This window comes from Helicobacter brantae (assembly GCF_003364205.1).
GTDB lineage: Bacteria > Campylobacterota > Campylobacteria > Campylobacterales > Helicobacteraceae > Helicobacter_G > Helicobacter_G brantae.
The window spans coordinates 68,869-86,994 of the sequence record NZ_NXLV01000002.1; the positions used below are offsets into that span (position 1 = coordinate 68,869).

Here is an 18,126-nt window from a genome sequence, read left to right on the forward strand (position 1 = left end):
ATTTTTATCACTCAATCTTACAATAGGAAAAGAGAAATGATTTGTGTTTTTGATATAGAAAGCGTTCCTGATGTGGAATTTTTAAGAGAGCAGTTTGAATATAGTGGAGATGATTATGAGGTATGCCTTCAAGCATTTAAGGCTCAAAATGAGGCAAGTGGGAGCGATTTTTTGCCTATTGCATATCACAAAATCATCTCTATTGCTAGTGTGGTATGTGATGAGTATGGAAGCTTTCAGAAAGTGGGGGTATTTGGGAGAAGGGCAGGAGTGCCAAGTGAAGAGGAGATAGAGAAAGTTACACTAGGAGAGTTTCTCAAATGGTTCAATAAAAATCAGCCCAAGCTTGTAAGCTTCAATGGTAGAGGGTTTGATATCCCTACAATAATGCTTAGAGCAATGAGATACAATCTCCAATCCCTTGCCTACTATGAGCAAGACAATCCTGCATTTAACAAAAACAAATGGGAAAACTATCGCCAAAGATATAGTGAGCGATTCCATACAGACTTGCTAGATAGCTTAGGGCATTATGGAAGCGTGAGGGGGATTAGGCTTGATGATGTGGCGTGTATGTGTGGGTTGCCAGGGAAGTATGATGTGAGTGGGGGAGATGTGTATGAGATTTATTACAAAGAGAAAAATTTAGCCAAAATTGATGAGTATTGTGAGAGTGATGTGCTAAACACCTACTGGGTTTATCTCAAATATGAGATTCTCAAAGGGAATATGAGAATAGAGGATTATGTAGGGATTTTGCAAGATTGGAGAGAAAAAATCCCACAAAATAAAGGGTATAGCTCAATTTTTTGCGATGCGATAACCAAGGAGATACAAAAATGCAGTATATAGACACTTACGGAGTGGTTTGGGAGAGAGAAGCAATTATCAATGAGATAGAAACTCTCCTTAATCGTATTGATGACAAACACCCTAGCATTCTCTCTAAAGAGATTATGCAAGAAGTCGATATGAAAACACTTGGATCTATTTATGAGGGACTACTTGCAAAAAGTGGAAAAGAAATTGCTAATAATCAAGAATGGCTTTTTGCTCTTGTAGATAGCTAAAGAGATTGCTATAATTTTATATTTAAATTCATAGAGGAGAAAAAATTGAAACTACTTGTCGTCGATGATAGTTCAACAATGCGAAGAATTATCAAAAATACACTTCAGCGACTAGGTTATGAAGATATTTTTGAGGCTGAGAACGGCGTTGAGGCTTGGGATATACTAGATAAGAATAGTGATATGGGCGTATTGATTACAGATTGGAATATGCCTGAGATGAATGGTTTGGAGCTTGTGAAGAAGACTAGAGCTGATAGTCGATTTACTGATATTCCTATCATTATGATTACCACTGAGGGTGGAAAGGTTGAGGTAATCACAGCCATTAAGGCAGGAGTGAATAACTATATTGTCAAGCCTTTCACTCCCCAAGTCCTCAAAGAAAAGTTAGAAGTCGTTTTGGGTGTCAATGAAGAATAAGCTAGATGAAGAATACTTTGAGATTCTAGTCCAGCCCCAAGCCTTTGGCGAAGTTTTTGCTGATTTTATTTCTAGCAATATTGAAGAGACTCTAGAAGAGATTACTACCCCTTATGATTTTGTGGGGTATGAGAATGATTTATCCCCTTATGATTTGAGCGTGTTTTTCAAAGAAGAAGAGCAAAAACATACCCAAATCATCATTAGAACCACCAAATCCCCTCAACTTATCCTCTCAATGCTTCAAGATTTCTCTCACACTCTAAGCAATAGACTTGGAGAGCGTGTAGAGTTTGGCTATGGCTATAAGGTGTGTCAAAACAAAGATTGGATAGAGGCGTATAAGCAATCTATTTTGCCTGTAAGTGTGGGAGGATTCTATATCCGCCCCTCTTGGCATAAGAGTGCCAAAGAAGAGGGAGTAGAATTGCAAGATATTATCATAGATCCTGCCCTTGCCTTTGGTTCAGGACACCACGCCACTACTTCAATGTGTCTAGAGCTTTTGAGTGAAATGGATTTAAGAGAGAAAAGGGTTTTAGATGTGGGGTGTGGAAGTGGGATTTTAAGCATTTGCTCCTCTTTTCTTGGTGCAAATGTGGAGATTTGCGATACAGATGAGTTTGCCATAGAGGAGAGCAAGAAAAATTTTGCCCTCAACTCTCAAAGCTTCTCCACCTCTTGGGTAGGCTCAATCTCCCAAGCTCAAGGGGAATATGATGTGATTGTGGCAAATATCTTGGCTCATATTATTATGATGCTTGATTTTGATACTCCTTTGAGAAATGGAGGAAAGCTCATTCTCTCAGGGATTTTGCAAGACTATCAAGAGCAGGTTTTGGAGTGCTTCAAAGGTTACCAAATTGACAAAATCCTACAAAAAGATGAATGGGTAGCACTAAAACTTGCCAAAGTTAAGTAAGATTATAAAGATAACTATATGCAAAGGCTTAAATAATGAATGAGAAAAATCCTAAAAAACCATTTAATAAAAATCCCATTGTGGTATTTGCAATCTTAGTGCTTGTCGCAATGATTGTTTTTCGCTTCTTTTCCCCAAGAGAGGGAGGAAGTTTTCTTGATGGAAGAGGAGGAGAGAAAAAAGAAGTAAGCTATTATGAGCTTAAACAAATGGCAAAAAACAAAGAGCTAGAGAGTGTAGAAATCGGTCAAACAATGCTCAAAGCAAGTTCAAGCGATGGCAAAACTCTCTATATCGCTAAAAAAGTCAATGATCCCACACTTGTGCCAATCCTAGATGAAAATGGGATTAAATATAGTGGCTTTAGTGAGAGTAATTTCTTCTCTGAAGTGCTAAGTTGGCTTCTCCCTGTGTTTGTGCTTATTGGGTTTTGGATGTTTATGGCAAGTCGTGTTCAAAAAAATATGGGGAATGGAATCTTTGGAATGGGAAGTGCCAAAAAGCTTGTCAATGCAGAAAAACCCAATGTCAAGTTTGATGATATGGCAGGAAATGATGAGGCAAAAGAAGAGGTTGTAGAAATCGTGGATTTCCTCAAACACCCCGATCGCTACACTCTTTTGGGAGCGAAAATCCCTCGTGGTGTGCTTCTAGTGGGACCTCCTGGGACAGGTAAAACGCTTCTAGCCAAAGCTGTGGCAGGAGAGGCGAATGTGCCATTCTTCTCAATGAGTGGAAGTAGTTTTATTGAGATGTTTGTAGGAATGGGTGCAAGTCGTGTGAGAGATCTCTTTGATATGGCAAAAAAAGACGCTCCAAGTATCATCTTTATCGATGAGATTGATGCGATTGGAAAAAGTCGTGCAGCAGGGGGGATTGTGAGTGGGAATGATGAGAGAGAGCAAACCCTCAATCAGCTTTTGGCTGAAATGGATGGATTTGGAAGCGAATCAGCCCCTGTCATCGTCCTAGCAGCCACTAACCGCCCTGAGATTCTTGATCCTGCACTTTTGCGTCCAGGGAGATTTGATCGTCAAGTGCTTGTAGATAAGCCTGATTACAAAGGAAGACTTGATATTCTCAAAGTGCATATCAAAGCAATCAAGCCCTCTCGTGATGTGGATTTGCAAGAAATTGCCAAAATGACAGCAGGACTTGCAGGAGCAGATTTGGCAAATATCATCAATGAAGCCGCACTTCTAGCAGGAAGAGCCAACAAAAAAGAAGTTACCCAAAGCGATCTCAAAGAGGCTGTGGAGAGGGGAATTGCAGGGCTAGAGAAAAAATCACGACGCATCAGCAAAAAAGAGAAAAAAATCGTGGCATATCACGAAAGCGGACACGCACTCATTAGTGAGCTAACCAAAGGGGCAGATAAAGTCAATAAGGTTTCTATCATTCCTCGTGGTATGGCAGCACTAGGTTACACGCTCAACACCCCTCAAGAAAACAAATACCTAGTCCAAAAGCACGAGCTTATTGCTGAAGTTGATGTCTTGCTTGGTGGAAGAGGGGCAGAGGCAGTGTTTTTGGGAGAAATCTCCACAGGTGCAAGCAATGACTTAGAGCGTGCCACAGATGTGCTAAAAGCAATGGCAAGTTACTATGGAATGACTGATGTAAGCGGGTTAATGGTGCTAGAGAAACCTCGCAATACATTCCTTAATGGTGGAAGAAGTGGAGGGGAGTATAGTGAGAAAACTTCTGAAAAACTTGATACTTTTATCCAAACCACACTTCAAGAGCGATTTGAGGCAGTCAAAAAGACTTTGAGTGAGTATGCAGAAGCAGTGGAAGTGATGACAGCAGAATTGCTAGAGAAAGAAGTTATTGATGGAGAGAGAGTAAGGGAGATTATCAAAGAGTTTGAAGAAAAACACAATCTCCCCTCACGACTAACTCCTATTGAGGAAGAATAAGGAGGAGAGATGAACTCTAAAATCACTTATCTTGCCAAGAGTGGCTATAAGGGGGCGATAATTTTAGTTGTATTGCTAGGAGTGGCAATACTTTTGGGACTAAAGAATCTAGCATTTCTTTTTGTTATTGCTTTGGTGGGGTGGGTGTATATGTTTAGGAATCCTGAAAGAGTAGCTTTACACCTCTCTGATAATGCTCTCCTTGCTCCTATTGATGGAGAGATTAAGCAGATTCAATCTGTGGGGGATAAGTGCATTATCACAATAGAGAGCAAAATCTTTGATGTGGGGGTGATCCGCTCTCCTTTGAATATTCAAAACTATCAAATCTCTCAAATCTATGGAATCCCCTTGTATCTCAGTCAAAAAAGAGATTTTTTCAACTCCAAAGTAGAATTTTGCTTTGGAGAAAATAAGATGATTTTCTCTCCTAGGCTTTTTCATATCTTCCCCCTCAAATCCTCTATCACAACGCTAGAGAGAGGGGAGAGAATGGGGTTTATGAAAGGGGAGGTGCAAATGGAGATTAAAAATTTAGAAACTAAGCTTAATGTTGGGGACAAAGTCAGAGGGGGGGAGAGCGTTTTGGGGTATTTGCAATGAAAATCAATCCTTTATATGTGCTTCCCAATGCTTTTACGGCAGGAAGTATGTTTTTGGCGATTATTAGTTTGGTTTGGGCTTCAAATGAGAGTTTTATGTGGGCGTGTTGGGCGATTATCGCCTCAAGTGTGCTTGATGGACTAGATGGGCGTGTGGCAAGGCTTACAGGGACTAGCTCTAAGTTTGGAGTAGAGTTTGATTCTTTGGCTGATGTGGTGGCTTTTGGTGTCGCTCCTGCAATGCTAGTGTATTTTTATATCGGACAATTTTATGGGCGATTAGGGGTGATTGTGTGTGCGTTGTTTGTGATTTTTGGTGCGATAAGATTGGCACGATTTAATATCACCACTACTTCAGAGCCAAACTCTTTCATCGGACTTCCTATCCCCTCAGCGGCGATTTTTGTGGTGGTTTGGATAATGCTCAATGAAACTTATGCATTCTTCCCTCTTCCCTCTACTCAAAAACTAGGTGTGCTTGATAATGAAATTATCCTAGGAAGTGGGTGGGGATATGTGGTTTTAAGCTGTGTATTGCTTATCGGAGTGCTTATGGTAAGTAACATTCGCTACCCCTCATTTAAAAAAATGCAATGGAATCTCAAGACTTTTATCATCTTGCTTATATTGTGTGGAGTTTTGCTCTACCGCCCCATTGAGAGTTTGGGAGTATTGATGAGTGGATATGTGCTTTATGGGATAGGGCGTTGGATATATCTGCTTTGTGGGATTGTCTTTAGGAGGGGGTAAAAATCAATCTCTCTCATAGAAGAGAGGACTTGATAAAAGCTTCTAAATCTATGATTATCTTTCTCTATTTGCCTTTAGATTTTTCTTAGGGGTTAGTAAAAACTCTAAAAGCTCTTATAAAATCTCTTTCTTGCCATACCAAAGCTCTTGTATTGAAGCTCTAAAAAGATCAATATGAAAACAAGGTTTTATCGTTTTATTTTATGAGAGTGGGAGATTTTGTGGGGATTGTGAGAAAAATATAGAGGGGGGTGAGGGGAGGGGGAATTACATCATTCCACCCATACCTCCCATTCCACCCATACCGCTCATATCAGGCATTGCGGGTTTGTCTTCTTTGATATCATTGATTGTAGCCTCTGTTGTGAGAAGCAAGCTTGATACACTTACAGCGTTTTGGAGTGCCACTCTAGCTACTTTTAGAGGATCGATGATTCCTGCTTTGAACATATCGACATACTCTCCATTACTAGCGTTGAATCCATAAGTATCTTCTTTTGCACTCTCAACATTATTGACTACCACACCTGCATCATATCCTGCATTTTCAGCAATTTGCTTCATTGGAGCTTTGATGGCTCTAAGGATAATCTCATATCCAATTTGCTCATCACCTTTGAGTGAGAGAGAAACTTTTTGAGCTGCACGGATAAGGGCTGCACCACCACCGATAACGATTCCTTCTTCAACTGCCGCTTTTGTCGCACTTAGAGCGTCATCTACTCTATCTTTCTTCTCTTTCATCTCTACTTCACTTGCTGCACCTACTTTGATAACTGCTACACCACCGCTAAGCTTTGCAAGTCGCTCTTGAAGTTTTTCTTTGTCATACTCACTTGTTGTGCTTTCAATTTGAGTTTTGATTTGTGCTACACGAGCTTTGACTTCTTCAGCACTTCCTTTTCCATCGACGATTGTTGTGTTGTCTTTGTCAATCACGATTCTTCCTGCTTGTCCTAGATCTTCAATACTTGCACTCTCCAAAGTCTTGCCAAGCTCTTCGCTAATAACTTGCCCACCTGTGAGAATTGCAATATCTTTTAGCATTTCTTTTCTTCTATCTCCAAACCCAGGGGCTTTGACTGCTGCGACATTTAGAACTCCACGCAACTTATTGACAACCAAAGTTGTAAGAGCCTCTCCCTCGATATCTTCTGCAATGATTAGCAAAGGCTTTCCACTCTTCATTGTAGATTCAAGCAAAGGCAAAATGTCCTTCATAGAAGTGATTTTCTTATCTGTCAAAAGGATAAAAGGATTGTCAAGTTGAGTATTCATCTTCTCACTATTGGTTACAAAATATGGAGAGAGATAACCTCTATCAAATTGCATTCCCTCAACTACGCTTAGCTCATCGTTGATTCCTTTTGCTTCCTCAACTGTGATGACACCATCTTTGCCGACTTTCTCCATAGCCTCTGCAATCAAAGCACCGATTTTCTCATCAGAGTTTGCTGAGATTGTCGCAACTTGAGCGATTTCTTCTTTTCCACCTACTTTTTTACTTCCTTTTTTAAGCTCTTCGATGATTGCTTCACTTGCTTTATCCATACCACGCTTGACTTCCACAGGGTTCGCTCCTGCTGTAACATTTCTTAGTCCCTCTTTGAAAATGCTATAAGCCAAAACTGTTGCTGTGGTTGTCCCATCTCCTGCTGCATCAGCAGTTTTACTTGCCACTTCTTTGACAAGTTGAGCTCCCATATTTGCGATTGGATCAGCAAGTTCTACTTCTTTTGCCACACTTACTCCATCTTTTGTGATTGTAGGTGCTCCATAGCTTTTTTGGATCAAGACATTTCGCCCTCTTGGTCCCATTGTTACCTTGACTGCGTCGCTAAGTTGCTTCACACCCTCATAAAGTTTGTTTCTTGCGTTATCTGAAAAATTGATTTCTTTTGCCATTTTCTACTCCTTATTTAATGATTCCTAGAACATCTTCAATATCTAAAACAATAAATTCTTTTCCATCAAGTTTGATTTCATCTCCCTTGTATTTACCAAAAACTACACTCTCGCCTACGCTTACGCATTTGCACTCATCTTCAATCTTGTGGCTCACTGCAACAACCTTTCCTACTAGAGGTTTTTCTTTTGCATTGTCAGGAATGATGATTCCAGAGCTTGTTTTTGTGTCTTCTTCGATTCTTTCAACCAAGATTCTTTTGCCTAGTGGTTTGAAATTCATCTAAAACTCCTTATTGTGAAATAGCACTTAAATATTTTAAGTGCCACGATTTTATAGTTTTTTTGATTTACTTTCAATACAATATCATTTACTATATAAAGAAAGTTTAGTCAATCATACTAAAGAATAGTTAGCTTTTATATGATAGAGTGCAGTTTTTATTTAAATTGTTGATTTCTTTTTGTCAAAGAAAAAGGCTTAGCCCCTCCCCGCTCCCCTTAGCCCAAAAAGAAAGTATCTCTCCTTTCTTTTTGACAATAAGGGGAGAGCCTTGCTGAATCTTGCTCTTGAAGTTTTGAGGGATAAGGCACTTCTGCCTTATCTTTTTCCTCAAAATCTTCACTACGAGCAAGGCAAGAGAGTGGGTGGATGGGATTTGGTGGGATTTTTGATATACAAAAATATAATAGATTTAAATAGAGCAAGAAAACACTTTTTAGCTAAAATCCCTACTTTAAAAATCACAATAAAAGATACAGAAAATGATAAGCAATGAGAGTTTAGAGCAATTAAAACAAAATATTGATATTGTTGAGATTTTGGGCTCTTATATTCAGCTCAAAAAGGCAGGGGTGAATTATAGTGCGTGTTGCCCTTTTCATCAAGAAAAGACAGCAAGTTTTATGGTAAGCCCCTCAAAGGGGATTTATCATTGTTATGGTTGTGGAGTGGGGGGCGATGCGATTAAATTTGTAATGGAGTATGAGAAGCTTACATTTGTAGAGAGTATTGAAAAAATCGCTTCCATTATGAATTTTGAGCTTGTTTATACTCAAGAGAAGACTCAAAAACAAGATAGCAAATTCCTAGATAAAATCGCTTCTTTTTATCATCAAAAACTCCTCTCCTCTCCCCAAGTGCTTGACTATGCTTACAAGAGGGGAATCACACAAGAGAGCATTGAGAGATTTTATCTAGGGTTTTGTGGGGCAGGGTTTGAGAGTGTGAGATTTGCTGATGAGATGGGGGCAAGGAGTGAGGCCATAGAGCTAGGAGTATTGGGGAGGGATAATGAAAGAGTGTATGCACGATTTTTTGATCGATTGATGTTTCCTATCTACTCTCCCAACTCAAGTGTAGTGGGGTTTGGAGGGAGGATAATGGAGGGAGATAATGTCGCCAAATACATTAACTCCCCTCAAACCAAAGTTTTTAATAAATCCAAACTTCTCTATGCCTATCATCTAGCCAAAGAAAGTATCTTTCGCCAAAAGCAAATTATCATCACTGAGGGGTATATCGATGTGATTATGTTGCACCAAGCAGGGATAAAAAATGCTGTTGCCACACTTGGAACAGCTCTCACAAGCGATCATCTCCCCCTGCTTAATCGTGGAGAGCCCAAAATCATTGTCAGCTATGATGGGGACAAAGCAGGAATCAATGCAGCATTTAAAGCCTCAAAACTCCTAGCACTAGAGGGCAAAGATGGAGGGGTGGTTATCTTTGAAGGTGGGCTAGATCCAGCAGATATGATTGTGGGGGGGAGAGTGGAAGAGGTGAGGGCATTGTTTGCCTCGCCCATTCCTTTTGTGAAGTTTGTGCTAGAGCAAATGGTGTTGAATTATGATTTGCATAATCCATTGCAGAAAGAAAAAGCTCTTAAAGAATCTTTGGAGTTTTTGCACTCACTCTCTGCCCTGCTTCAAGAAGAGTATCGCCTCTTTTTAGCTAAACTCCTCAAAGTCCCTCCTACCCTCATCAGAGTGAAAAGTCAAAAAAAATCCACCTCTCCCACACTCTCTATCCAAGAGGTTTATGATGTGGCTGAAGTGGCTTTGATTGCCTCAATGTATGAGAATGAAAGTTTTTTGGATCTTGGGGTGGAGTATTTGGAGAAATCAAGCTTCAAAGAGTGCTTTAGAGAATATGAGTTATTGCTTAGTGGAGAGAGGGAAGACTCCTTGCTTCAGGGGTTGTTGATGAGAGAGAGTGCAAGGGTGATGAGTGAAGAGGAGTTTAGAAAACAAATCAAAATCAAAGCCATTCAAGACTTGGAGGAAAAGATAAAATTACTTATTGGTAAAGAGGGGGTAGAATACGAAACCAAAATTCGCCAAATCCAAGAGATGCGTGAAAAAATCAATAAAATCAAAAAGGAAATACACTTATGAAAAAAGCCCTTGCCTTATTTAGTGGAGGTTGTGATAGCCTAATTAGTATGCAATTACTCAAAGAGCAGGGGATTGAAGTGATAGCAATCAACTTCAATATCGGCTTTGGAGGAAATAAAAGCAAACTCGAATATTTCAAAAACGCCACAGCACAGATTGGCGTGGAGTTTATGAGCGTGGATATTAGAAAGCAGTTTTTTGATGAAGTGCTTTTTGCTCCAAAGTATGGATATGGAAAATATTTCAATCCTTGCATTGATTGTCACGCCAATATGTTTAAAAATGCTTTTTTGCTTCTTGAGAAGCTTGGAGTTGATTTTGTCATCAGTGGAGAAGTGGTGGGACAACGCCCCAAAAGTCAGAGAAGAGAGGCATTGGATCAAGTCAGAAGTGTGGTGAGGAGTTTTGGGGAGAGTGAGAGATTTGCTCATCTTGTAGATCCAAATGGAGATGGTAGGGCTAAACCAAAGCGATTAGATGAGCTTATTTTGCGTCCGATGAGTGCCAAACTATTAGAAGAGAGCTATCCTGAGAGAGTGGGGTGGGTGGATAGAGAGAGATTGCTTGATGTGCAAGGTAGGGGGAGAAGTCGGCAACTAGAGATGATCAAAAACTATGGGTGGAAGTATTATGAGAAGCCTGGGGGTGGGTGTCTGCTTACAGATACAAGCGTGGCAGAGAAAATCAAGGATTTAAGTTCTCATAGAGGAATGGTGTTTGAAGATATTGAGCTAGTTAAAGTGGGGCGATATATGGTGTTGCCTGATGGGGGGCGATGTGTGATTTCAAGAAATGAAGAAGAAAATACCAAGCTTGAAGCCCCCAATCCTCAAATGGAACTTATAGTCTTGCAAGAGTGCAAAGGACCTATTGGGCTAGTAGAGAGAGGAGCAAGTGAGGAGGATAAGCTTTTGGCTGCACGACTAACTCTAGGATATGGCAAAAGTGAGCTAGGAGTAAGCTATGGGGTAAAAATCGGCGAGAGAGAAGTGAGAGTAGAGCCAATTAGCAAAAGTGAAGCTCAAAAGTATCTGTTTTTGAAATAGAGAGATTTAAAAAAGGGGGAGAGAATAAAAGTTTTGAGGGGAAACCCCTCAAGAGATTAGAAAGAGTATTTAACTACTGCTCTTCCTCTAGCCATTTGAAGATCTCCAAATGTTGAACCAATAAGTCCTGAGAGAGTGAGTTTATTATCAAAGAAGCCATAGCTTGCAGTGAAAGAAACTTCGTGGAATGTTGCAGAACCACCATTGCTAGTCCATGTGTTGATTGCTGTTTGGCTTGCAGTTGGGGCAAGAGCATAGTTATTGTCTCCTCCTACATAGGCATAATCTAGTCCAATCTTAAGGGATTTTACGCCTGTGTATTGAAGTCCCACATAACCTACCATAATGCTACTTGCTTTATAGTTGTTGCTTCCAGAATAGATTTTATATCCACCTTGTCCAAACATTCCATAACCATTTTTTGATCCTACAGTGTCATACCAGAATTGTCCTCCCATATTAAATGAAGCATAGTTAAGTAATGCACCATATCCATCTCCAAAGCTTCCTGTAAAACCTGCTTTTGCTGAGAATCCAAGATCTTTATTAGCATAGCTTGCTTGGATATTATAAAGTCCTCTAAGAGAAGCTACACCATTGGTACCATTTGGATTATAGAATTTGTCGCCATTTGTATCTACATCAGTTACAGCCACTTGAGATTGGAGTGTAACACCTGCGATTGTATAGCTTACATCTCCCATAACCATATAGTCAAACACTTTTGTAGAATGAGCGGCATAAACTTTAATTCCAGCACCACCAAGCTTTTCTCCACCTGCTTCAACTCCTAGGATATAGAGTGGATGATCTAGAGATGTCCCTGCAGTATAGGTAGCATCCGTTGCATCATCAAGAGTATAAGCACCAAAAACTTGTCCGCTAAATTTTACTCCCTCAATATCTTCATTGCTGACATAAACCCCATAACCATAGTCCCAAGTATTGTCATTGAATGGAGTGAGGATATTCATCTTACCACCGATGATTGTGGTTTTGCTCCCATATTCACTCAAATCTTGCTTACCATAAACTGTTGTAAGTCCAATATTTATAGGTTTTCCTGCAGCCCCAGAAGCCTCTAAAAATGGAGTTCCATCTGAGTTTTTTCCTCCACCAGTTGATGCATACGCTGTCATTCCTAAGTTAAAACCACCGATAGCACCAGTATTGAGGTTTGCCCAAGCTCTTGTTCTGAAAACATTTCCGTGAATATCATCACCAAATTGTGATGTCATTTGCCCTAGAACATAACCTTTGATTGTTGTTCCCTTGATAGCGTCTTCTAGTTTTGTCTCAGCATTTACACAAGTGAGTGTGCCAAGTGCTAGTAATGTCGCTAATGAAATTTTTGTTACTCTCATTGTTTCTCCTTTCTTTATAACCCCTTTAGTTTATGCCTATCGCTAGAGGTATAAAACACTATCTTACAAAAAAATAATGATTTTTTGCGATAAAAATGAAGTAAAAGCTAGTTTTTTTGTTGAATTTGTGTAATTTTGACATAGAGAGTGAGCTCTAGTGTGTCAGAAAGTAAATCTTTTTTCTCAATAGAGAAAGGAAGTGAGAGAGTGATTGTGGGGTAGGCTTCTCTGATTTTTTTGCTAAAGTCAAAGAATGCTTGAGGGGTGGTGGAAGTGCCTTTGATTTCTAGGATTTGATTGATAAAGATTCCTGAAATTTCTGCATTGATTTTTTTGATGGAAGTAACTTCAAAAAACTCTTGAGCGATGGCGTGAATCATTGCATTGCTGGGAGGATTGTTGAGCAAATCGATGAATTTTTTGTTTTTTTCTTGAGAGTTTTGGATAGTTTTCTCCAATCCCGTGTTTTGATCAAAAGCCTTAAGATAGGCAAGTCGAGTATAACGCAAGTCTTCTCTCTTCTCTTTGTAATCATTGACTTTGTTGAGAATCACGCCTGAGAAAAGATAAACGACACCGATAACAAAAATAGACATATAAACAAGGTTTTTGACAATGTATTCGGCTAAATCTTCTCTTTTGTTGATTTTCATTGCTGATTTCCTTTGATGATTTTACTTACTGAAACAAAGTTATACCACCCACTAGGAAGCACGAAAAAATCCACCTTGCTTTCTGAAAAAATCGCTCTTAGAGGGGATTCTAAAAGAAAGATATAAAGCTCTTTTGAGGGGGTGATGCCCTTGATTGTAAGCTCATTGTTTGTCAAAGCAATGCTATTGATAGTGATTTGATCGGGGATTAATCCAAAGAGATTTTCAATGGCATTGATAAGGGCTGTGTTTTCTTCTTGGATTAAGCGTATTTCATCAAGTTGGGTATTGAGATATTTGAGCTTGTCAGAAAGCTCGTTTTTGAGCGTGGCTTGGTTGCTGATTTCATTGTCAATATTGTTGGATTGGTTGATAAAAGATTGGGTTTGGAACTTTAAGAGAAAATAAATCCCCACGACAATCAATCCTGAAGCCAAAAAGCACAATGCCCACGATTTTGTAATAGGAGAAAAGATAGGCTTACGCAGAGGAGAGATAAAACTATAATTCATCATAGAGCTTTCCTTTTGTATTCTTCAAGCATAAGAAGTGTGATTGATTCTGGGATTGAGAATGGTCGAACATAGGTTTCAATCATCAAGCTATCTTTGATGTGTTTGATAGAATCAGGAGTGATCCCATAGTTATCCAAAATCACGATTTGATCAATAAAACTGCTTTGATAGTAGGTGCTATTGTAATGCTCTGTGATGACATTTTCCAAAATCCCTACAATGGTTGTGGCACGCATAAAATCTCTTAACTCTTCGATTTTGTCTTTTTCGTGTTGCTCAAAGTCTTCACTATTTTGCTCTTCTTCTAGCAAATCAATATCTAAAGCTTCCAAATCCTCAAGATTATCGCTCAAAGAATCTAAAATATCTTCAAATTTTGAGGAGTTTGCAACCATTGGATTGCTCTCTTGTGGCATCAAATTTGCCTCACTTAGCTCTCCCTCAATCTCAAAATATCCCCCATAAAATACTCTTTTGCCATCGCTTATCATCACACAGATATTTTTTCTCTCTTGCAAGATATAAAGAGAGGTTTTGCTTCCTTCTTTTTTGGCTTGGTTATACATAGGGAGAAATGGAGAGAATAGCAAGTCAATTCTCTCTAGTTCAGAGCTTGGCTCAATGAGTTTTTGGCAATCCTCTTCTTTGATATAAGCACACCAAGTATGATCAAAAAACTTGGTTTTATAGCCTTGTAGATTGACACCAAGTTTGATGAAGTCTTGGGGATTTGTGGTGGGAATCGCCCCTTGATTGTAAGTCTTGCTAATCATTCCAATATAGGTATAAGGGTATTTTTTCTTATAGAAAGCAATGAGCTTGAGGGCTTCGATAGGGATTGAGTCATCAATGGTTTTGATGTTGGTTTTGATATTTTGCTTGATTGTGTTGCTTTTAGTTCTGATGATGTGAAGTTGGCAAACACCCGCATCGATATTCAAACCGATAAAAACACGAGAGTAAAATGTCCTTGATAGCCCTGAAAACACTACAAAACCTTTGTATAAACTTATTTTTGAGATAGATTAAGCAAAACCTATTCCACAAAATACCCTTGAGGATCTCGCTCAAGATATTTTTGCAAAATCGCCTTATTTTCCTCAATGCTTTTGCTCTCTTCTAAATAAAGTGGAGGGAGAATGTAGTAGTTGATTTCCCCAAAGGGTTTGGGGATTTTCATCTTATCCCAGCTTCTAAGTTGCCAAAATGACTTTGGCTCTACTCTAAAGCCTACAATCTTAGCCCCACTTTTGAGTGCCATCACTATTGCACCATTAGCAATAGAGTGATAAGGTCCTTTTGGCCCATCAGGGGTTAGTCCAATGTCCCACTTTTCTTTGAGTTTGCCTAGAGCATTGACTAGGGCTTTTGCTCCTCCTCTAGTGCTAGAGCCTCTAATGCCTTTAAATCCATATAGGGCATAAAGTTTGGCTGCAAATTCTCCATCGCTATGCTCACTAATAATTGTGCCATAACGCATATTTTGCAAATCAATCTTCTCCCCTCTAGTTTTGAGGATATGATGATAGAGGTGTCCTTGCATAGGGATTTCGCCGTGCCAAAATGTGGCGATAAGATTGCCCTCTAGGCTTCCTTTGGCGATGAAAAAATGGTGCTTACTGCTCCAAGAGACAAAACGCAAATATGCATACATTATATAAGGGAGAATGGAGGTGAGAAGAAAGACTTTTAATCTTTTTTTCACACTAGCTCTCCACTCAGGCTTCCTCCATCGTGAGCTGTGATTTTAACCTTGATGATACTTCCTAGAGGGAGAATGGAGTTTGCAATCTTAATGAGGCGATTGCTATCGCTTCTGCCCTCGCTCCACTTCTCTCCCTCATCATCTCTGTAATTCTCCACTAGTACCCAATGCTCTTTGCCTATCTCACTAGCTCCCTTTTCTCTCAAAATCTCTTTGTGGCGATTTTGCAATCTTGCTAGACGAGAGGAAGCCACTTCTTTGCTGATAGGATTGGGGAGATCTTGAGCGGGAGTGTGAGGGCGTGGAGAGTAGATGAAACTATAAAGCGTGTCAAATCGCACTTTCTCTAGCACATCCATAGTTTCCTCAAAATCCTCATCGCTCTCTGTGGGGAAAGCCACGATAATATCGGTGCTGATTCCCACTTCAGGCACTAAAGAGCGTAGTTTGTCAATACGATTGAGATACCACTCTTTGCTATATCCTCTCTTCATCTCTTTCAAAACCTTGCTTGAGCCACTTTGCAAGGGGATATGAATACTTTTGCAGATTTTAGGGTTGCGTGCAAACTCTTCTAAAAACTCATCGTCCATATGCAAAGGGTGAGGAGAGGTGAAGCGGATTCTCTCCAATCCTTCAATCTCACTTAGCTCTCTTAAGAGGGTGGTGAAATTGGTTTCTTTATGAGGATTTGAGAATCTTGCTCCATAGTTATTGACATTTTGTCCTAGAAGCAAAATCTCTTTGACTCCATTTCTCACCAATCTTTGAGCTTCTTCTAAGAGCATAGAGGTAGGGATAGAAATCTCCTTGCCTCGTGTGTGAGGGACGATACAATAAGAGCATTTTTTATCGCACCCTATGGAGATATTTAGCAAGGCTTTGATGTCAGGATTGCTATTTTTGGAAAACATATAAGTGCTATCATCAAAATCTGTGGCGACTTCCACGGCTTTGTCTTGATGAATGACTTGAGTGATTTTGCTAATATTTCTAGCCCCTAACACAAAGCTCACACTTGGAGCTTTTTTGATGATTTGCTCTCCTAGATGACTTGCTGTGCAACCACATACACCAATTTTTGCATTAGGTTTTTTGATCGCACTGAATTGCCCAATCTCAGAAAAAAGCTTTCTTTCAGGCTTTTCTCGCACAGAGCAAGTATTGATAAGGATTAAATCAGCCTCTTTGGGATTGTCTGTGAGGGTGTAGCCCTCTTTTTCCCTAAGCTCGGCGATGAGGTGGTCGCTGTCGCGATTGTTCATCGCACAGCCCATCGTTTCAATATAAAGTTTTTTGGGAATCATTGCGATTAGATGATGTGGAGTTCGTAGATATATTCTTTCTCATCAAGTCCATATCTTGCTTCACGCAAATATGCATTGCGTCCTTTTGCACTGAAATCTTCAACGATTTTTAGCAAGTCTTTGTGTGCGTTTTCATTGGAAAAATAATAGATTTTTCCCTCTTTAGCACATTCTTCTTCAATCTGCTTAAGAGTGATTTTGGCACTTTTTGACTCAAGTGTGGGTTTGGCAAGTTTGAAATCCATTTTACTATCCTTATAGAGTGGGAATTTGAAATAAAGTTTGTATTATACTCTTTGCTAACTTAAACTTTGTGTGAAAACATTGCTATAATCACTAAAAACTTCAAACTCTGAAAAATCCAAGAATTTTGTCGGTAGGTTGTAGAGGAGTAATCATAGAAGGGAGATATTATGGAAAAAATACTAGATATTGTCGAGCTAATTGCCTATGAAAAGGGGCTTGAGAGTCAAGTGGTCGTAGAGCTTATCAAAGAGTGTGTGATAAAAATCGCTCAAGAAGAGTTGAGTGAGGAGGCTGTGTTTAGTGCAAGTGTTGATGAGAAAGAGAGAGTGCTAAGACTTTTTCAAAAGGTTGTCATCTGCCCTGATGGAGAGGAGCAAAATCTCAATCAGATTCCACTCTCTAAGGCAAAAGAGATCAATTCTGAAGTGAGTGTGGGAGATGAACTAAATTATGAAATCAGCCTAGAGAATATGAGCCGAAGTGCAATCAATACGCTTTTTAAAATGCTTGAGGGGAGATTGCAAAAGCTTTTGGAAGACAAGCTTTATGAGAAGCTAAAGACAAAAATTGGAAAAATTGTGAGCGGTCAGGTGGTGAGGGTCGATGATGAGGAGAACACTTATGTAGAGATTGATGAGGTGCGTGGGGTGCTCTCAATGAAAAACCGAATCAAAGGCGAGAAGTTTAAGGTAGGAGATACGATTTCTTGTGTGCTAAAGAGTTTGAGGTTTGCCAAAGGGGGAATGCAAATTGAGCTTTCACGCACCACGCCAAAGTTTCTCATCGAGCTTTTAACTCTAGAGGTGCCAGAGATTAAAGATGGAGAAGTGGTGATTGAGGGGTGTGCAAGAATCCCAGGGGATAGAGCCAAAATCGCTCTCTCTACTCAAAATCCAAGAATCGATCCTATCGGCTCCACGGTGGGGACAAAGGGAGTGAGGATCAATGCTGTAAGTCAAGAATTGCACGGAGAGAGTATCGATTGTGTGGAGTTTAGTGAGAGTGCTGAGATGTTTGTAGCCAAATCCCTCTCCCCTGCAAGTATCATCAGTGTCAAGATTGAAAAAAGTGAAAATGAGGGAGAGAAGAGCAAGGCTATCGTTACACTCACAGCCGATCAAAAGTCCAAGGCTATTGGAAGAGGAGGGGTCAATATCCGACTAGCCTCAATGCTCACAGGATATGAGATAGAAATCAAAGAAATTGGGGTAAGTGAGCTATTTGAAGCTCAAGAAAAGGGAAGTGAGAATGAGGGCAAAAAGGTGGGGCTTGATGCTTTAGAATCGCTCTTTAAGGATTGAT

At 39.7% G+C, this 18,126-nt stretch carries 19 protein-coding genes and 1 pseudogene; 11 read left to right on the forward strand and 9 right to left on the reverse strand.

The window, feature by feature from the left end:
- Positions 1-36: 36 nt before the first annotated feature.
- Genes CQA58_RS01520 through pssA form a run of 7 tightly spaced genes read left to right on the forward strand, consistent with a single transcriptional unit; the run spans position 37 to position 5,686 of the window.
- On the forward strand, positions 37-852 hold the full coding sequence (locus tag CQA58_RS01520) for a 3'-5' exonuclease (RefSeq protein WP_115568955.1): 816 nt from the start codon (positions 37-39) through the stop codon (positions 850-852).
- A complete protein-coding gene (locus tag CQA58_RS01525; RefSeq protein WP_115568956.1) occupies positions 840-1,070 on the forward strand; it encodes a hypothetical protein in 231 nt (76 codons plus the stop codon). Before CQA58_RS01520 ends, CQA58_RS01525 begins: the two co-directional genes overlap by 13 nt.
- Before the next feature lie 45 nt (positions 1,071-1,115).
- Positions 1,116-1,493, forward strand: a complete 378-nt coding sequence (locus tag CQA58_RS01530) for a chemotaxis response regulator CheY (protein WP_115568957.1) — start codon at positions 1,116-1,118, stop codon at positions 1,491-1,493.
- Entirely contained in the window at positions 1,483-2,415 is a 933-nt protein-coding gene (gene prmA, locus CQA58_RS01535) for a 50S ribosomal protein L11 methyltransferase (RefSeq protein ID WP_115568958.1), read from the forward strand. Before CQA58_RS01530 ends, prmA begins: the two co-directional genes overlap by 11 nt.
- A gap of 35 nt (positions 2,416-2,450) precedes the next feature.
- The gene (gene ftsH, locus CQA58_RS01540; RefSeq protein ID WP_115568959.1) at positions 2,451-4,334 is read left to right on the forward strand and encodes an ATP-dependent zinc metalloprotease FtsH; all 1,884 of its coding nucleotides are present in this window, start codon (positions 2,451-2,453) and stop codon (positions 4,332-4,334) included.
- Positions 4,335-4,343: 9 nt separating this feature from the next.
- Positions 4,344-4,937, forward strand: coding sequence for a phosphatidylserine decarboxylase (locus CQA58_RS01545; protein ID WP_115568960.1), 594 nt, complete (start codon positions 4,344-4,346; stop codon positions 4,935-4,937).
- A complete protein-coding gene (pssA, locus tag CQA58_RS01550; protein ID WP_115568961.1) occupies positions 4,934-5,686 on the forward strand; it encodes a CDP-diacylglycerol--serine O-phosphatidyltransferase in 753 nt (250 codons plus the stop codon). Before CQA58_RS01545 ends, pssA begins: the two co-directional genes overlap by 4 nt.
- 267 nt (positions 5,687-5,953) lie before the next feature.
- On the opposite strand, the gene groL is transcribed toward pssA, so the two are convergent.
- Positions 5,954-7,591 carry a chaperonin GroEL gene (gene groL, locus CQA58_RS01555; protein ID WP_115568962.1) on the reverse strand — a complete coding sequence of 546 codons (1,638 nt, stop codon included), beginning with the start codon at positions 7,589-7,591 and terminating at the stop codon, positions 5,954-5,956.
- A gap of 16 nt (positions 7,592-7,607) precedes the next feature.
- A pseudogene (groES, locus tag CQA58_RS01560) lies at positions 7,608-7,874 on the reverse strand (co-chaperone GroES); the annotation flags it as partial.
- A gap of 361 nt (positions 7,875-8,235) precedes the next feature.
- On the opposite strand from groES, the gene CQA58_RS08405 reads away from it, so the two are divergent.
- Genes CQA58_RS08405 through CQA58_RS01575 form a run of 3 tightly spaced genes read left to right on the forward strand, consistent with a single transcriptional unit; the run spans position 8,236 to position 11,034 of the window.
- Positions 8,236-8,370 (forward strand): hypothetical protein, encoded by a 135-nt coding sequence (locus CQA58_RS08405; RefSeq protein ID WP_281269995.1) that lies wholly within the window; start codon positions 8,236-8,238, stop codon positions 8,368-8,370.
- Positions 8,357-9,988 carry a DNA primase gene (gene dnaG / locus CQA58_RS01570; RefSeq protein WP_115568965.1) on the forward strand — a complete coding sequence of 544 codons (1,632 nt, stop codon included), beginning with the start codon at positions 8,357-8,359 and terminating at the stop codon, positions 9,986-9,988. The genes CQA58_RS08405 and dnaG overlap by 14 nt, the downstream gene beginning before the upstream one ends.
- Positions 9,985-11,034: an argininosuccinate synthase domain-containing protein gene (locus tag CQA58_RS01575; RefSeq protein ID WP_115568966.1), complete on the forward strand. Its 1,050-nt coding sequence runs from the start codon at positions 9,985-9,987 to the stop codon at positions 11,032-11,034. Before dnaG ends, CQA58_RS01575 begins: the two co-directional genes overlap by 4 nt.
- 56 nt (positions 11,035-11,090) lie before the next feature.
- On the opposite strand, the gene CQA58_RS01580 is transcribed toward CQA58_RS01575, so the two are convergent.
- The 7 genes from CQA58_RS01580 to CQA58_RS01610 form a co-directional block, all read right to left on the reverse strand.
- Positions 11,091-12,398, reverse strand: coding sequence for a hypothetical protein (locus CQA58_RS01580; RefSeq protein WP_115568967.1), 1,308 nt, complete (start codon positions 12,396-12,398; stop codon positions 11,091-11,093).
- 107 nt (positions 12,399-12,505) lie between these two features.
- Entirely contained in the window at positions 12,506-13,051 is a 546-nt protein-coding gene (locus tag CQA58_RS01585) for a hypothetical protein (RefSeq protein ID WP_115568968.1), read from the reverse strand.
- On the reverse strand, positions 13,048-13,566 hold the full coding sequence (locus tag CQA58_RS01590; RefSeq protein WP_115568969.1) for a hypothetical protein: 519 nt from the start codon (positions 13,564-13,566) through the stop codon (positions 13,048-13,050). The genes CQA58_RS01585 and CQA58_RS01590 overlap by 4 nt, the downstream gene beginning before the upstream one ends.
- Positions 13,563-14,555: a hypothetical protein gene (locus CQA58_RS01595; protein WP_115568970.1), complete on the reverse strand. Its 993-nt coding sequence runs from the start codon at positions 14,553-14,555 to the stop codon at positions 13,563-13,565. The genes CQA58_RS01590 and CQA58_RS01595 overlap by 4 nt, the downstream gene beginning before the upstream one ends.
- A 47-nt stretch (positions 14,556-14,602) precedes the next feature.
- Complete coding sequence (locus CQA58_RS01600; RefSeq protein WP_115568971.1) at positions 14,603-15,271, reverse strand: lysophospholipid acyltransferase family protein; 669 nt, start codon at positions 15,269-15,271, stop codon at positions 14,603-14,605.
- Complete coding sequence (miaB, locus tag CQA58_RS01605) at positions 15,268-16,578, reverse strand: tRNA (N6-isopentenyl adenosine(37)-C2)-methylthiotransferase MiaB (RefSeq protein WP_115568972.1); 1,311 nt, start codon at positions 16,576-16,578, stop codon at positions 15,268-15,270. Before miaB ends, CQA58_RS01600 begins: the two co-directional genes overlap by 4 nt.
- Before the next feature lie 5 nt (positions 16,579-16,583).
- The gene (locus CQA58_RS01610; RefSeq protein ID WP_115568973.1) at positions 16,584-16,823 is read right to left on the reverse strand and encodes an HP0268 family nuclease; all 240 of its coding nucleotides are present in this window, start codon (positions 16,821-16,823) and stop codon (positions 16,584-16,586) included.
- A gap of 168 nt (positions 16,824-16,991) precedes the next feature.
- Here CQA58_RS01610 and nusA point away from each other — a divergent pair, with 168 nt between their 5' ends.
- Positions 16,992-18,125 carry a transcription termination factor NusA gene (gene nusA / locus CQA58_RS01615; protein WP_115568974.1) on the forward strand — a complete coding sequence of 378 codons (1,134 nt, stop codon included), beginning with the start codon at positions 16,992-16,994 and terminating at the stop codon, positions 18,123-18,125.
- Position 18,126: the final 1 nt, after the last annotated feature.

What these genes read in the sequence shown, in the direction of transcription:
- CQA58_RS01575 (WP_115568966.1), top strand. Translation starts at nt 9,985, where the DNA reads ATGAAAAAAGCCCTTGCCTTATTTAGTGGAGGTTGTGATAGCCTAATT.
- CQA58_RS01610 (WP_115568973.1), bottom strand. Translation starts at nt 16,823, where the DNA reads ATGGATTTCAAACTTGCCAAACCCACACTTGAGTCAAAAAGTGCCAAA.
- CQA58_RS01545 (WP_115568960.1), top strand. Translation starts at nt 4,344, where the DNA reads ATGAACTCTAAAATCACTTATCTTGCCAAGAGTGGCTATAAGGGGGCG.
- dnaG (WP_115568965.1), top strand. Translation starts at nt 8,357, where the DNA reads ATGATAAGCAATGAGAGTTTAGAGCAATTAAAACAAAATATTGATATT.
- CQA58_RS01585 (WP_115568968.1), bottom strand. Translation starts at nt 13,051, where the DNA reads ATGAAAATCAACAAAAGAGAAGATTTAGCCGAATACATTGTCAAAAAC.
- CQA58_RS01520 (WP_115568955.1), top strand. Translation starts at nt 37, where the DNA reads ATGATTTGTGTTTTTGATATAGAAAGCGTTCCTGATGTGGAATTTTTA.
- pssA (WP_115568961.1), top strand. Translation starts at nt 4,934, where the DNA reads ATGAAAATCAATCCTTTATATGTGCTTCCCAATGCTTTTACGGCAGGA.
- CQA58_RS01580 (WP_115568967.1), bottom strand. Translation starts at nt 12,398, where the DNA reads ATGAGAGTAACAAAAATTTCATTAGCGACATTACTAGCACTTGGCACA.
- nusA (WP_115568974.1), top strand. Translation starts at nt 16,992, where the DNA reads ATGGAAAAAATACTAGATATTGTCGAGCTAATTGCCTATGAAAAGGGG.
- prmA (WP_115568958.1), top strand. Translation starts at nt 1,483, where the DNA reads ATGAAGAATAAGCTAGATGAAGAATACTTTGAGATTCTAGTCCAGCCC.
- groL (WP_115568962.1), bottom strand. Translation starts at nt 7,591, where the DNA reads ATGGCAAAAGAAATCAATTTTTCAGATAACGCAAGAAACAAACTTTAT.
- miaB (WP_115568972.1), bottom strand. Translation starts at nt 16,578, where the DNA reads ATGATTCCCAAAAAACTTTATATTGAAACGATGGGCTGTGCGATGAAC.
- CQA58_RS01590 (WP_115568969.1), bottom strand. Translation starts at nt 13,566, where the DNA reads ATGATGAATTATAGTTTTATCTCTCCTCTGCGTAAGCCTATCTTTTCT.
- CQA58_RS01525 (WP_115568956.1), top strand. Translation starts at nt 840, where the DNA reads ATGCAGTATATAGACACTTACGGAGTGGTTTGGGAGAGAGAAGCAATT.
- ftsH (WP_115568959.1), top strand. Translation starts at nt 2,451, where the DNA reads ATGAATGAGAAAAATCCTAAAAAACCATTTAATAAAAATCCCATTGTG.